The 13984-nt window shown below is 71.2% G+C and carries 14 protein-coding genes; 3 read left to right on the forward strand and 11 right to left on the reverse strand.

Features of this window, described 5'->3' with window-relative positions; all coding sequences use genetic code 11:
- Nucleotides 1-373 precede the first annotated feature (373 nt).
- Genes ACZ7DY_RS09665 through ACZ7DY_RS09675 form a run of 3 tightly spaced genes read right to left on the reverse strand, consistent with a single transcriptional unit; the run spans nt 374 to nt 1972 of the window.
- Entirely contained in the window at nt 374-1216 is an 843-nt protein-coding gene (locus ACZ7DY_RS09665) for a DUF5753 domain-containing protein (protein WP_471132193.1), read from the reverse strand.
- Between the two features lie 17 nt (nt 1217-1233).
- Nucleotides 1234-1761, reverse strand: a complete 528-nt coding sequence (locus ACZ7DY_RS09670; RefSeq protein WP_471132195.1) for a DUF6879 family protein — start codon at nt 1759-1761, stop codon at nt 1234-1236.
- On the reverse strand, nt 1742-1972 hold the full coding sequence (locus ACZ7DY_RS09675; RefSeq protein ID WP_471132197.1) for a hypothetical protein: 231 nt from the start codon (nt 1970-1972) through the stop codon (nt 1742-1744). The genes ACZ7DY_RS09670 and ACZ7DY_RS09675 overlap by 20 nt, the downstream gene beginning before the upstream one ends.
- Before the next feature lie 431 nt (nt 1973-2403).
- Between ACZ7DY_RS09675 and ACZ7DY_RS09680 the strand changes: the two genes are divergently transcribed.
- The gene (locus ACZ7DY_RS09680) at nt 2404-4848 is read left to right on the forward strand and encodes an ATP-binding protein (protein WP_471132200.1); all 2445 of its coding nucleotides are present in this window, start codon (nt 2404-2406) and stop codon (nt 4846-4848) included.
- Nucleotides 4849-4860: 12 nt separating this feature from the next.
- Here the strand turns inward: ACZ7DY_RS09680 and nucS are convergent, their stop codons facing one another.
- A complete protein-coding gene (gene nucS / locus ACZ7DY_RS09685) occupies nt 4861-5532 on the reverse strand; it encodes an endonuclease NucS (RefSeq protein ID WP_150172295.1) in 672 nt (223 codons plus the stop codon).
- A 297-nt stretch (nt 5533-5829) separates the two neighbouring features.
- Between nucS and ACZ7DY_RS09690 the strand changes: the two genes are divergently transcribed.
- On the forward strand, nt 5830-6222 hold the full coding sequence (locus tag ACZ7DY_RS09690; RefSeq protein WP_355802756.1) for an SCO5389 family protein: 393 nt from the start codon (nt 5830-5832) through the stop codon (nt 6220-6222).
- Nucleotides 6223-6295: 73 nt separating this feature from the next.
- On the opposite strand, the gene ACZ7DY_RS09695 is transcribed toward ACZ7DY_RS09690, so the two are convergent.
- On the reverse strand, nt 6296-7330 hold the full coding sequence (locus ACZ7DY_RS09695) for an LLM class flavin-dependent oxidoreductase (protein WP_471132202.1): 1035 nt from the start codon (nt 7328-7330) through the stop codon (nt 6296-6298).
- 207 nt (nt 7331-7537) lie between these two features.
- On the opposite strand from ACZ7DY_RS09695, the gene ACZ7DY_RS09700 reads away from it, so the two are divergent.
- The gene (locus tag ACZ7DY_RS09700) at nt 7538-7870 is read left to right on the forward strand and encodes an ATP/GTP-binding protein (protein WP_471132204.1); all 333 of its coding nucleotides are present in this window, start codon (nt 7538-7540) and stop codon (nt 7868-7870) included.
- 22 nt (nt 7871-7892) lie between these two features.
- Here the strand turns inward: ACZ7DY_RS09700 and ACZ7DY_RS09705 are convergent, their stop codons facing one another.
- The 6 genes from ACZ7DY_RS09705 to ACZ7DY_RS09730 all read right to left on the reverse strand — a co-directional run bounded on the left by ACZ7DY_RS09705 (nt 7893) and on the right by ACZ7DY_RS09730 (nt 13843).
- On the reverse strand, nt 7893-8855 hold the full coding sequence (locus tag ACZ7DY_RS09705; protein WP_471132206.1) for an ABC transporter permease: 963 nt from the start codon (nt 8853-8855) through the stop codon (nt 7893-7895).
- Nucleotides 8852-10042, reverse strand: a complete 1191-nt coding sequence (locus ACZ7DY_RS09710) for an ABC transporter ATP-binding protein (RefSeq protein ID WP_471132209.1) — start codon at nt 10040-10042, stop codon at nt 8852-8854. Before ACZ7DY_RS09710 ends, ACZ7DY_RS09705 begins: the two co-directional genes overlap by 4 nt.
- A gap of 110 nt (nt 10043-10152) precedes the next feature.
- Nucleotides 10153-10983: a hypothetical protein gene (locus ACZ7DY_RS09715; RefSeq protein WP_471132212.1), complete on the reverse strand. Its 831-nt coding sequence runs from the start codon at nt 10981-10983 to the stop codon at nt 10153-10155.
- A 73-nt stretch (nt 10984-11056) separates the two neighbouring features.
- Complete coding sequence (locus ACZ7DY_RS09720; protein WP_471132215.1) at nt 11057-11827, reverse strand: ABC transporter permease; 771 nt, start codon at nt 11825-11827, stop codon at nt 11057-11059.
- A 3-nt stretch (nt 11828-11830) separates the two neighbouring features.
- Nucleotides 11831-12835, reverse strand: coding sequence for an ABC transporter ATP-binding protein (locus ACZ7DY_RS09725; protein WP_471132218.1), 1005 nt, complete (start codon nt 12833-12835; stop codon nt 11831-11833).
- Nucleotides 12836-12907: 72 nt separating this feature from the next.
- Nucleotides 12908-13843: a coiled-coil domain-containing protein gene (locus ACZ7DY_RS09730; RefSeq protein WP_362364906.1), complete on the reverse strand. Its 936-nt coding sequence runs from the start codon at nt 13841-13843 to the stop codon at nt 12908-12910.
- Between the last annotated feature and the right edge of the window lie 141 nt (nt 13844-13984).

Genomic DNA, 13984 nt, shown 5'->3' on the forward strand with positions numbered 1-13984 from the left:
GAGACGCGGAGCGTCAGAAGCGTGTACGGCTGAGGCTTCCACTTCGCTGGCTTCTTCTTCGTCATGCGCACTGCTTCGCGGCTTGGTGCTGCCGAAGCTCGACGTTGCAGTCTGAGACGGCGGACCAGTCCCCGACCGATCGGCGGTTCTCGCGCCGGACGCAGATGCTCATGCACTCGGCACAGCCCGGTATCGGGGTGGGCTCAAGGGCGGGTTCCTTGAGTACGTACGTGGTGGGCTTTCTCGCTTGTACGTCTGCCTGGTATCTGCTCAGCATCGTGCCCCGCCATCCCTGGCCGTGTCGTCTGATTGATGACCACCGTAGGAAGCTGGGGCGGGCTGTACGGGGGATGTTGCACGGTGTTGCACGGATTCACTCGGGGATGGTGTCGAGAGCCTTCCTGATCAAGGCTTTCGCGTTCTCGCCGTAGACGGCGGCGCGGCCCATCTGTGCGAACGCTGACAGGTAGACATCGACTTCGGCGCGGTTGGTCACGCGCACCATGGCTGTCAGGGTCTCCACCTGTACTTCCCGATCATCGAACGCGTAGAAGGTCTCAAGCGGCCACACGGGGCGGCGGATCATGTGGGGGATGATCCCGAACGCCAGGTTCGGACGGCCGATGACGGCCAGGAAGTGACGGAGCTGTTCCGCGTGCTGCGGCACGTCGGTCATGGCCATGTGCAGGGCTGACTCTTCGATCAGGATGGATACCCGATGGTTGCCGCGTACTACGTCGTCAGAGCGCGCTAGACGGGCCTGTACGGCGTCCTCAACGTCGTCGGGAAGGTTCCGGAACCTTCGGATGGTGCGGAGGATTCCACGGGCGTAGTCGCCCGTCTGAAGCATCCCCGGCAGGACTCCGCAGGAGTACACGCGGAACGAGCGGGTCTCTTGGTAGATGCTGCTGTTCTGAGCCTTGCTGAGGCCGCCCCTGTGGTACTGCGTCCACTGGACGTAGAGGGTTTTCGCGGTGCGCGTGGCTGCAATGAGCGCATCGGCTTCGTCTGGCCGGTCGCAGGCAGCGCACCATGCCCGGATGTCGGCAGGCTTGGGGATGGTCTTCCGGTTGATGATCCGGTGTGTCTTGGAACGGTCCCAGCCGCAGAGAGCGGCCAGCCGTGCCCCTGAGAGATCGGCTTCTTCCATCATCAGGTTGAGCCGGTCGGCTACTGCCTTGTGGGCCTCTTCGGCCGTAGACAGGGGAGAGGTCATGACTGGCCGCTGTTCTGTCAGACGCTGTACTTGTCGTGCGGTGTGGCCCGGTCCCAGACGGCTTCGAACATGGCGGCGCATCGTGCCGCAACGTCCGGTGCCTCTGTGAAGTCGGTGTGGACCCAACGGCCGTCCCCGTCAAAGACGTTGAACTGAACTAGCTTGCTGTCGAACAGCCAGAAGTCATTGCCGGGAAGGGTGAGTTCGGATGCCTGACGGCGGGGGAGCCAGCGGACCTCTTCGCCGCAGGCCACGTTTCCGTAGGTGACGTAGTGCTCCCACCTGATGTAGTCGGAGACAGGTTCCCCGACCACCCGGGCGCGGCGGACGGCGACGCCCTGAGCGGTCATGTCCTGAATCAGTCCGTGCCAGTCGTCCCGCCACCACGAAGCACGGTCGTCCCAGTCCTTACGTTCGCCTGCTAGCCAGGCATCGAAGGCGGGGTGTTCGCCGGGCACGGCGTACGCGTCGCGGGTCTCAAGGTGCAGTGCGGAGTGTTGGCACTGCCTGAGCAGTGCGGCGAACTCAGCGAGACTCTGCGACACGGATTGCCTCCTTGAGAAGGGGGATCATCTGCGGTTCAAGAATGATCAGCGTCTCATCCTCGGACCGTGGCGAGTCGGCCAGTGTCCCGGCTTGTGCGTCGTCGTCGGCGCGCTGCCCTTGGACGAGTAGACGCCGGTCGTCGTCCACCCACACGGCCGGGCATCCGTTCACGTCCGACTCTGGATCTTTGCCAATGAAGGTGTAGCCCATGGTGCGCCCTCCCTGGAGTGAGTGTTGCGCTGCGTTGCAGAGCGTCAGCCTGCCGGGGAAGGCCGGTCAAGAGGGCATGAACGACAGAACCCCCGACCGATGGGCCGGGGGCTTTGTCTGTGCTGGCATCCCAGCACCATCCCAGCACCGCTACGCCTGACCAGATCTGGCATGACTAGTTAGGTCAGTTTGGTGTCTCGGGTCGCTGCTGGTAGGACGGTCGGGAAAGACAGTTCCCGCAATCCTCACGAACCTGTGACGTCTCGGACGGGGCGCCACCCCGCCCTCCCGTAGATACTGGGCAAAGGTCTAGGGTTCGGTCGCCCACCGATATACGGACCCGCACGGGGGCACCGGACCAGAAGCGACAGCGCAGTGTGCACGAAGGCCGGAGGGGGCTCTGCACACCACGCATCTGGGGGGCTAGGACCATGGACCCGATGAACCGGGGACCCGAAGAGCACGGCCACGAAGCCATCGACGACGACACGACGCGCCCCGGGCGGCCGCCGCGCGATCCCATGACGCCCGACTTCGGCCAGCCGGCACCCGCCCTGGCCCGCACCGTCCGGCTCGTCTCCGGCGACTTCCTGCTCACCGTCAACCCCGTCGACGGCAGCGAGATCGAACCCTGCCCGCCCGGCGAGCGCCCCGAACGGCCCGCCCGAAGGAGCGCCGAGGAGCGCGCCGAACTGCGCCGCGCCGCCATGCCGCCCGTCCCGCCGGGACCCGCGCTGCCCCGGCTGCCGCTCCTGGAGCGCCAGGAAGAGCGCGAGCGGCTCGTACGGCTCCTGGCGCGCGGCCGCTCCGTGCGGCTGACCGGCCCCGCCGGATCGGGCCGCACCGCCCTCCTGAACGCCGTCGCAGACGACTGCGCCGACCTCGCCCCCGACGGCGTCGTCCGCCTCTCCGGCTACCGCAGAACCCCCGCCGAGCTGCTCCACGACCTCTTCACCACCGTCTACGAGGCGCCCCTGTACCGCCCGGACCGCGCCCAGCTGCTCGAATTCGTCCGCGACATCGGCGCGGTCGTCGTCCTGGACGACCTGGAGTTCGGCGGCAACGGACTCGACGAACTGCTCGACGCGACACCCGAGTGCGCCTTCCTCGTCGCCACGACACCCGACGTCGCCGCGCCCTCCGCCGACTGCCCCCTCGAAGAGGTCTTCCTCGGCGGGCTCGGCCGCGGCGGCGGCGTGGAACTCCTGGAGCGCGCCGTCGGCCGGGTCCTCGACGACGAGGAGGCCAACTGGGCGGGCGACCTGTGGTTCGAGTCCGAGGGACTGCCGCTGCGCTTCGCCCAGGCGGGCGCCCTGCTCCGCCAGCGCGACCAGCTGCGCGCCGACCCGCACGCCTTCGAGGAGTACGGCTACGTCGGCGAGAGCCCGCGCGAGGGCTCCCAGGACCCCCACGCGGCCCCGGACGTACCGCTGCCCTCGCTCGCCGACGGCGCCGCACCCGCCGCCCTGCTCGCCGACCGGCTCAGCCCGTCCGCCCGCGCCACGCTGACGTTCGCCGTCGCCCTCGGCGGTGAGCTGCCCCACCAGGCCCACCTGCCCGCCCTGGTCGGCGACACCCACGCCGACGCCGCCCTCGCCGAGCTGGTGAGCTGCGCCCTGGTCACCCCGGTCGGCGCCCACTACCGCCTCGCCGCCGGCGTCCGCGCCCAGCTGGAGGCCGCCGGGTACGGCGACGACGCCGCCGGACACGCCCTGTCCGCCGCCCAGCACTACGCCTGGTGGGCCGGGCACCCCTCCGTCACCCCCGAGCGGGTCGCCGCCGAGGCGGACGCCGTACAGGCCGCCCTGGCCGCCCTGGTCGCCACGGAGAGCGGCGCCGCCGTGCTGCTCGCCCGCACCGCCGCGCCCGCCTTCGCCGGCGGACTCGACTGGGCCGCCTGGGAGCGTGCCCTGCGCTCCGGCCAGGAGGCCGCGCGCAACGCGGGCGAGGTCGCCGAAGAGGCGTACTTCCACCACGAGTTGGGGATCCTCGCGCTCTGCGCCGGGCAGCTCGACCGGGCCCGCGCCGAGCTGGAGGCCTCCATCGGGCTGCGCGGCGCGCTCGCCGACAAGCGCGGCATGATCTCCGGGCGCCGGGCCCTCGCGCTGGTCGCCGACCGTTCGGGCGCCGTACTGCCCGGGACGGGCGCCGCCGCCGGCGAGGAGCTCCCCGAGGCGCGCCACGAGGAGTCGGCCTCGCCCCCCGGCGGCATCCCCGCGGCCTTCGCGCTGCCCCCCGAGCCGCCCGCGGAACCGGACACGCTGGTCAGCAGCAGGATGACGCCGGTCACCACCGGTCCGGGCCCGGCGCCGAGCCGTCGCTCCATCATCACCGGCACCCGGCGCAACCTCGTCGCCGCGGGCGCCGGAGCCCTGCTCGCCGCCGTCCTCGGCACCGTCGTCACCCTCGGCGCCACCACGGACAAGGACACCCCGAAGAACGACAAGGTCACCACGGAGCAGTCGACGAAGGAGGACGGCTCGGGCGACGGCGGCCTGACCGCCGACGAGCCGCGCAAGGGCTCCACCAGCCGCCCCGCCGGCCCCGGCGAGGACGGCGTCACCGGCACCGCGGACGATCCGGCGCCCAGCGGCAGCCGCGCGCCCTCCAACGGCCCCAGCGGCAGCGGCGAGCCCTCGGACAAGCCGTCCGGCAAGCCGACGAAGCCCACGGACAGGCCCACCAGGCCGACGGACAAGCCGACGAAGCCGACCCACGAGCCGTCGAGGCCGCCCACGTCGTCCCCGCCCACCGACCCGCCGACGTCGCCCCCGCCGACGAGCCCGCCGACCTCGCCGCCCGCGAGCGACGCCCCGCCCTCCTCGCCGAACATCTCGAACGCGGCGAGCGGCTCGGGCGACCCCTCGGCGGTCTGAGAGGACGAGAGGTCAGAACAGCCGCAGCTTGTCGTCCTCGATGCCGCGCAGCGCGTTGTAGTCCAGGACGGTGCAGCCGATGCCGCGGTCCGTGGCGAGGACGCGCGCCTGCGGCTTGATCTCCTGGGCGGCGAAGATGCCCCGGACGGGCGCGAGGTGCGGGTCGCGGTTCAACAGCTCCAGATAACGGGTGAGTTGCTCGACCCCGTCGATCTCGCCGCGGCGCTTGATCTCGACGGCGACGGTCTGCCCGTCGGCGTCGCGGCAGAGGATGTCCACCGGACCGATCGCCGTCATGTACTCCCGGCGGATCAGGGTGTATCCCTCGCCGAGTGTCTCGATCCGGTCGGCGAGCAGCTCCTGGAGGTGGGCCTCCACACCGTCCTTGATGAGGCCGGGGTCGACGCCGAGCTCGTGCGAGGAGTCGTGCAGGACTTCCTCCATCGTGATGATGAGCTTCTCGCCCGCCTTGTTCACGACGGTCCACACACCCGCGTCGTCCCCGGTCCCCTCCTTCAAGGTGCAGGGCGGCGACATCCAGTTGAGCGGTTTGTAGGCCCTGTCGTCCGCGTGGATGGAGACGCTGCCGTCCGCCTTCACCAGGATCAGGCGAGGGGCCGACGGCAGATGGGCGGTGAGCCGGCCCGCGTAGTCCACGGAGCATCGGGCAATGACGAGACGCATGGGGCGCAACGCTACTCGACGCGGGGCGGTGCGCGCGATTCGCCCGTGCCCCTCCCGTCACGGCCGGCGCGCACCGGGCCCGCGAGCCCCTCGCCGCCCGGCGCGCACGCCGGCCCCGCGCGACTTGTCCGGCGATGAACCCCTTCGATCCTGGCCGGTTATGCGCCCAATCTCCTGGTGCGGTCACCGCCCGTTGCCTACCGTAGAAGCAAGAGGTCGTCATCCGTGCACGCTGCGTAGGCGGACTCCATCCCTGTCCGTAGGCCCCCGCTCCCCGGGGGTGCGAGAGGAGAACCCATGTCGCTCGACGTCTCACCGGCACTGTTGGAACAGGCCGAGCGAGGCGAGGTCGACGAAGCAGAATTCGTCGACTGCGTCCGGACCTCCCTGCCTTACGCATGGGAGATGATCAGCTCCCTGGTGGCCCAGCTGAAGGTTGACGGCGGCGAGTTCGCCGACAACCAGACTCCGCCGCCGGACGAGCAGGCACGAGGCCAGCTGCTGCGCGCTCTCGCGAGCGACGCGATCCGCGGTGCCCTGCAGCGGCATTTCGGTGTGCGTCTGGCATTCCAGAACTGTCACCGGGTGGCGGTCTTCCCGCTCGATCCGTCGGTGGACGACCGGCTGGCCCGCTTCACCTCGATCCGCGGTCAGCTGCTCAACCAGTCACCTGAACTTCGGGACTGCTGACGGTTGTTGCTGCCGCTCCGTACGCGGGAGGTGTGTCAGTCCGGAGCGGCAGCTCCGCGGTCGAAGGCGGCTCTCAGCCGAGCCGGGGCAGCACCTCGGCGCCCAGCCTCCGTACGTTCTCCTCGGTGGCCGCGAGGTCGCCCGAGCCCTCCACGAGCAGCGCGAAACGCGTGATGCCGGTGCGCTCCGCCGTGGCGGCGAGCCGGTCGGCGCACACCTGCGGGGTGCCCACGGGGTGCAGCCCGCAGAGCAGTTCGGTGTAGGCCAGCGGATCCCTCATGGCACGGTGACGGCCGTCCACGGTCACATGGGCGTCCAGGCCCTGCTTCAGCCAGCCGGGCATCGCCTTCTGTAAGGTCTCGGCCGCCTCCAGTCGACGGTCGGCGACCTGGGCGACTCCGGCCGATACGTGCGACGCGGCGGCGATCTCCTCCGGGCCGTGCCCCGAGGCACGCGCGTGCCGATTCCACAAGGCCACCATTTCGGCCTTCTCGTCGTCGCCCACATGCATGCCCAGCAACATGGGAAGGCAGCGCTGCGCGGCGAGCCGCACGCTCGACGGCGAGGTGCAGGCGACGATCACCTCGGGGCCGCTCTCGCCGTGCCCGTGCAGCGCCTCCTGGGGGCGCGGGACGACGGCGACCTCGCGGAAGGGGAACCGCTCGCCGGTGTTGCCGACGCGTGGCTCACCGAGCCATCGGAGCAGCAGGTCGAGGGAGTCCGGGAACCCCTTCTCGTACGCCTCCAGGCCGGCCCCGAAGACCTCCAGGTCGACCCACGGGCCGCCGCGTCCGACGCCCAGCGAGAACCGGCCGCCGGACGTCACGTGCAGCAGCGCGGCCTGTTCGCCGAGTGCCACCGGATGGGCGGTCGGGAGTACGCTCACGGCTGTGCCGACACGGATGCGCCGCGTCCGGCCGAGGAGCAGCGCCGCGAGGGTCACCGCCGACGGGCAGGTGCCGTACGGCACGAAGTGGTGCTCGGCGAGCCAGACCGAGTCGAGCCCCGCCTCCTCGGCCACCTCGGCGGACCGCATCGCCCGGTGCAGCGCCTCCCCCTGCCCCTGTCCGGGGAACTGGGCGGCCAGTACAAAACTACCTACACGCATCGAACTCCTGCCTCCTTGGCACCGACGCAGGCACTCCCCTATGGGCAACAACGCGTGACACGTGCCAAAGGCACGGCCTGGCATGAGGATTGTTGGATTTTCCGTGCAATGGCCGGGGCGGTGGCCGCCGGTGGGGGACGAATGCCCCGGGGCACGGCGCGTAGGCTGGTCACCCTTCTGACCGCCGTACAGCCCGTGAGGTGTTTCGTGTCCCCGCGTCGCAACCGCCCCAAGGGCGCCGGAGAGTCGAGGGCGTCCGCGGACGCGGAGCCGCCGGGCCGCTACGGCGGCTTCCAGCGCACCGAGAGCTGGCAGGGCGAACAGTGGAGCGTGCGCCACGTCGCGGGCGCGAGCTCGGCGGGCAAGCGGTACCGCTGCCCCGGCTGCGACCAGGAGATCCCCTCCGGCCTCGCGCACGTGGTGGCCTGGCCCGAGCACTCGGGCGTGGACGAGCGCAGGCACTGGCACAAGGCCTGCTGGAACGCGAAGGACCGCCGCACCACGCGGGTGCAGCGGTCCCGTAACGCGCCGAGGTACTGACGCCCCGGCCCGGTCGTACGCCTTACACGTCCCGCTTCTCCAGGAGGGCGAAGGCGCCGGCGACGGCGGCGGCCGTCACGATGAAGAGCACCGTCAGCTGCGAACCGCCGCTGGCACCCGAGTCGTCCGCGCCGAAGATCTTGGCGAGGGCGGTGATGGCGTTGTAGTCGTTCATCTTCTCGCCGAGCGCCTGCGTGCTCTCCCAGATCATCAGGAACCCGGGCAGGATCGCGGGGACCAGGACCACGCCGAGCATCGCCGTGATGGCGCCCGCGGAGTGCCGCAGCATGGAGCCGACGGAGAGGGCGAGTACGCCGAGGAGCGAGACGTACAGCCCGCCCTTGAAGACCGAGCCGAGCCACGGGTCGTCGCCCGCCTCGGGGCCGCTGTTGGCGCCCGACGCCGCGAGGCCCACCAGCAGGATGGAGCCGGCGGAGACGACGAAGGCGACCGCGAAGTAGATCAGGATCTTCGCGGCGAGGACGCGGTGGCGCTGCGGGGACGCGGTGAACGTCGTACGGATCATGCCCGTGCCGTACTCGGACGACGTGACGAGGACGCCCAGCGTGATCAGGCAGATCTGGCCGAGCATCAGGCCGAAGAAGGCCGGGAAGGTGAACGGCATCTCCGCGTAGTCGGCCGGGTCGGTGTTGGCCACGGCGAGCAGGCCGATGCCGATCACCAGGAGCAGGAAGATGCCGAGCGTCCACATCGTGGAGCGGACCGACTTGATCTTCGTCCACTCGGAGGCGAGGGCGTTGCCGAGGTGGGTCTTCTTGACCGGGATGGGCGAGGTGTAGGCGTTGGCCATCGCCTGCTGCCAGGCGGAGGGCGGCGCGGGTGCGGCGGGCGCGGGCGCCGCCGGGACACCCTGCGGCGCCGGGGCGCCCTGGGCCGGGGCGCCCGGCACCGGGGCACCCGCCTGTGCGTACGCCTGCTGGGGCTGCGCCTGCGGCTGCTGCTGCGGAGTCGGAGGCGTGGTCATCGCTTGTCCTCGCTGTCGCGCTTGGTCATGTCGGGGGCGGGGGCGGGGGCGGGGGCGGCCGCCGGGGCCGGGGGCTGCTGCGGTGCCGCGGCGTACGGGTTCGGGGTCCCCGGCGCGCCCTGCTGGGGCATCGCGAAGGGCTGGCCGCCCTGCTGGGGCGGCGGCGGGGCGTACCAGCCGGGCTGGCCCTGGCCGGGCACCGGCGGCTGCGGCTGGCCCGGCGGCAGCGCGCCGGGCTGCGGCTGCTGCTGGAGGCCCGCGCGCTGGTCGACCGTGGAGCGGTAGTCGACGGCGCCCTGCGTCATCCGCATGTACGCCTCCTCCAGCGAGGCCTGGTGCGGGGAGAGCTCCCACAGGCGGACGTCCGCGCCGTGCGCCAGGTCGCTGATGCGGGGGAGGGGCAGGCCGGTGACGCGCAGCGCGCCGTCCTGCTCGGGCAGCACCTGGCCGCCCGCCTCGGTCAGCGCGGCCGTCAGCTTCTCGCGCTGCTGCGGCTCGCTGTCGGGCGTGCGCACCCGCGCGAAGTCCGCGGAGTTGTGCGAGATGAAGTCCTTGACGCTCATGTCGGCGAGCAGCTGGCCGCGGCCGATGACGATCAGGTGCTCGGCGGTGAGCGCCATCTCGCTCATCAGGTGGGACGAGACGAAGACCGTGCGCCCCTCGGCCGCGAGCGACTTCATCAGGTTGCGGACCCAGAGGATGCCCTCGGGGTCCAGGCCGTTGACGGGCTCGTCGAAGAGCAGCACCTGTGGGTCGCCGAGGAGCGCCGCCGCGATGCCGAGGCGCTGGCCCATGCCGAGCGAGAAGCCCTTGGAGCGCTTCTTGGCGACGTCCTGCAGGCCCACGACGCCGAGCACCTCGTCGACCCGGCGGGCCGGGATGCCGGAGAGCTGCGCGAGGCAGAGCAGGTGGTTGCGGGCGTGCCGGCCGCCGTGCACGGCCTTGGCGTCGAGCAGCGCACCGACCTGGCGGGGGGCGTTCGGGAGCTTGCGGTACGGGTAGCCGCCGATCGTCACCTGCCCGGTGGTCGGCGCGTCGAGCCCGAGGATCATGCGCATCGTCGTCGACTTGCCGGAGCCGTTCGGCCCGAGGAAGCCGGTGACGGTTCCGGGCCGCACCTGGAAGGAAAGGTTGTACACGGCTGTCTTGGCGCCGTAGCGCTTCGTCAGGCCGACTGCCTCGATCATTCTCCGCACCCATCGAATGGTTCAGGACGTCGGGGCACACGCCCCCGTAAGGGTTAGGAGGATAACGGGGAGCTGACGGTTCCAGCCAAGAGCGAGTAAAAGGACCGGGTTCACCCGGGCGGGGCCGGGAGCTCGGTCCACGGCAGCACCCAGCCCTCCTCGGCGAAGAGGCGCGTGCCGCGGGCGCGCAGCTCCGGGTCGGCGGCGGCCCGGCGCACCCAGGTCGCCGCGTCGGGCCCGAGCAGCTCCCGCAGGCGCGGCGAGGCGTCCAGGAGGGCGTCGAGCAGCGCCGCCTGGTCGCCGCCGCCGGGCCGCGGCAGGGCGGTGACCGGGTCGGCGAGGAGACCGCGCACGCTCACGTAGACGTCCGCCCCGTCCAGCCGCTCGCCGGACGGCAGCGTCATCCCGTACGCGTCCCCGGGCAGGAGCACCCGCCGGTAGTTGGGCAGTTCGGTGGCGTCGACCGCGGCGAGCTGGGCGGTGTCGAGCCAGGAGACGACGAGCGTGGTCCGCGCCCGGGGTGCGCCGTAGGGGGCGGCCGCCACGTAGCCGGCCCGGCCGATGTGCGCGGAGCAGCCCACCCCGATGCCGCGCAGTTGTACGGGCACCATCGGCACGGCGCCGGGGAGGCCGAGCCGGGCGAGCTTGTGGGAGAGCTGGCCGGGGGAGGCGTTCGAGCCGACGGCGAGCACGGGCCGGCGCCCGGCGAGGGGCGTCTGGCCGAGCGCGGCGATGACGTCGTCGAGGGAGCGGCCGGGCCGGGCGCCGGGCCCGTCGACCCGCCAGGTGCCGACCGTGCCAGGCCGGGCCCGCAGCGGCAGCAGTTCGGTGCCGGTCAGCAGGGAGGGGACCGTCACCGGCAGACCCGGGTAGGTGAGGGGGTGCAGGGCGGGCACGCCGTCGAGGCCGAGCGCCGCGAGTCCGCGGTCCTGCGTCGTCACACGCCCCCCTGCGGCCCCGCGGCCGTACGCTCCCGTGCGGCCCCGCGGCCGCCCACCCGCAGGGACGCTGCTCTCACGCGTCCCTCTTCTTCAGCAGTACGTACCCACCGATGAGCGCCGCCACCACCCATACCGCCATGATCCCGAGGCCGCCCCACGGCCCGTACGGGGTGTCGTCGTCGAACGGCGACTTGACCTGCATGATCTTGCTGCCGGCCTGGTCGGGCAGGAAGCGGCCGATCTTCTTCGTCGCCGAGACGTTGCCGAGGATGCTGGAGATGAGGAAGAAGAACGGCATCAGGATGCCGAGGGAGAGCATCGGGCTGCGCAGCATCGCCGCGACGCCCATCGAGAACATCGCGATGAGCGCCATGTAGAGCGCGCCGCCGATCACCGCGCGCAGCACGCCGGGGTCACCGATGTGGGCCTTGTAGGGGCCGAGCATCGCCTGCCCGACGAAGAAGGTGAGGAAGCTGGTGGCCAGCCCCACCAGGAAGGCCAGCAGGGTCGCGACGGCGATCTTGCTGAAGAGGAAGGTGGCGCGCTGCGGGACCGCCGCGAGCGAGGTGCGGATCATGCCGGTGCTGTACTCGTTCGAGACGACGAGCACTCCGAAGACGATCATCGCGAGCTGGCCGAGGGACATCCCGGCGAAGCTGATGAAGGTCGGGTCGAAGGTCAGCCTGTCCTTGGCGTCCAGGCTGTCGTAGTCGTTCTTCGACAGGATGCTGATCAGCATGCCGAGCGCGACCGTGACGACGACGGCGAGGCCGAGCGTCCAGACGGTCGAGGAGACCGAGCGGATCTTGGTCCACTCCGATTTCAGGACCTGCGTCGCGGCCATCGTTCAGCTCTCCTTCCGCGGCTGCCAGCCTTCGCCCCAGCCGGAGCCCGCCGGCGGGCCGGTCGGTGGTGCGGTGCCGGTCGGCGGTGCGGCGCGCTGGTGGTCGGCGTGTGCGTGGTACTCCACGGACTCCGCGGTGAGCTGCATGAAGGCCTCCTCCAGCGAGGCCTGCTGGGGGCTCAGTTCATGGAGGACGAGGCCGTGGGCCGCGGCGAGCTCGCCGAGCCGCTCCGCGGGCGTCCCGTCCACTTCGAGGGTGCCCTCGCGCCCCTCCACGGCGGTGATGCCCGCCTCGTGCAGGACGTCGAGGAGCCGTTCGCGCTGCGGGGAGCGCAGCCTGACGTACGAGCGAGAGTTCTGCCGGATGAAGTCGGACATCGACAGGTCGGCGAGGAGGCGGCCCTGGCCGATGACGACGAGGTGGTCGGCGGTGAGCGCCATCTCGCTCATCAGGTGGGAGGAGACGAAGACCGTACGGCCTTGTGCGGCAAGGGACTTCATGAGGTTCCGGATCCAGTGGATGCCCTCGGGGTCGAGTCCGTTGACCGGCTCGTCGAACATCAGGATCTCGGGGTCGCCGAGCAGGGCGCCCGCGATGCCCAGGCGCTGGCCCATGCCGAGCGAGAAGCCCTTGGCCTTCTTTCTGGCGACGGCGGTCAGCCCGACGGTGTCGAGCACTTCGGTGACGCGCCCGCGCGGGATGCCGTTGCTCTGCGCCAGGCACAGCAGGTGGTTGAAGGCGCTGCGGCCGCCGTGCATCGCCTTGGCGTCGAGCAGGGCGCCGATGTACTTGAGGGGGTCCGTCAGCTCGGAGTAGTGCTTGCCGTCGATGCGGACGTCTCCGGCCGTCGGGTTGTCGAGCCCGAGCAGCATGCGCATGGTGGTGGACTTGCCCGCGCCGTTCGGGCCGAGGAAGCCGGTGACCATGCCGGGGCGCACGGTGAAGGTGAGGTTGTTGACGGCGACCTTCTCGCCGTACCGCTTGGTCAGCCCCTCGAGCTCGATCATGCGGCCACGCTAGAACGGGACGAAGCCCCCTGCCACTCGGTGGCGGGGGCCTCGCTGCCCGGACGGAGCGCTTCAGCGGGTCTGCTGCGCGGGCACCCCGCGCGAGACCGGCTCGTCGTCGGCGGGCGTACCCGCCGCGGCGACGGCCGCGCCGGTGAGCGTCGCCAGCATCTCGCGCACGTTCGTGAGCTGGGCGTTGATCGAGTCGCGCCGGTTCGTCAGAGCGGCGAGCTCGCGCTCCGACTCGCTGCGGATGCGGTCCGCCTTGGCGTTCGCGTCCGCGACGATGTCCTCGGCCTGGCGCTGAGCGGTCTCGACGGTCTGCCGGGCACGGCGCTCCGCGTCGGTCCGCAGCTTCTCCGCCTCGAGGCGCAGCTGCTCCGCACGGTGCTCGATCTCCGCGAGGCGCTTCTCCGCCTTGGCCTGACGCGATGCCAGGTCACGCTCGGACTGCTCGCGGCGCTTGGCGAGGTTCGTCTCGAAGTCGGCGGCGGCCTGGGCGGCCTTCGCGCGGGTCTCCTCGAAGAGGGCGTCCGCCTCCTCACGCTTGGACTGGGCGTCCTTCTGGGCCTCGGCACGCAGGGCGTTGGCCTCGCCCTTGGCCTTCTCGACGATCCGGACGCCCTCGTCCTCGGCCTTGGCCTTGCGCTCGGTGGCGAACGACTCGGCGTCGTTGCGCACCTGCTGGGCGGCGGATTCGGCGAGCTCACGGTGCTGCTCGGCCGCGCGACGGGCCTCCTCGCGCAGGTCCTTGGCCTCCTCCTCGGCGAGGCGGAGGATCTTCTCGACGCGGGCACCGAGACCGGCGTACGACGGCTCGGCGTCGGCGACCTGGGCCTGGGCGTTCTGCGTCTCGAGATGCAGTTCCTCGATGCGCTTTTCCAGAGCAGTGATGCGGGCAAGAGCGCTGTCACGGTCGGAGACGAGCTTGGAGATACGTTCGTCCACCTGAGCGCGGTCGTACCCACGCCGCACAAGCTCGAAGCCGTAGGGGGAAGTGTCGCTCATGGGGTTCCTGTCGAATGAGACCGGTGAGGTGATAGAGGGAATCCTAGGGGTCAAGGCGGCGTGTCATCGAGCAGATGCCCGTTTGATCTGGAGAATGACACCCCTTTTGAGTGGCTAACCGCCGGAGGGCTTGCCAGCGAC

The organism is Streptomyces sp. NPDC037013, from assembly GCF_055607265.1.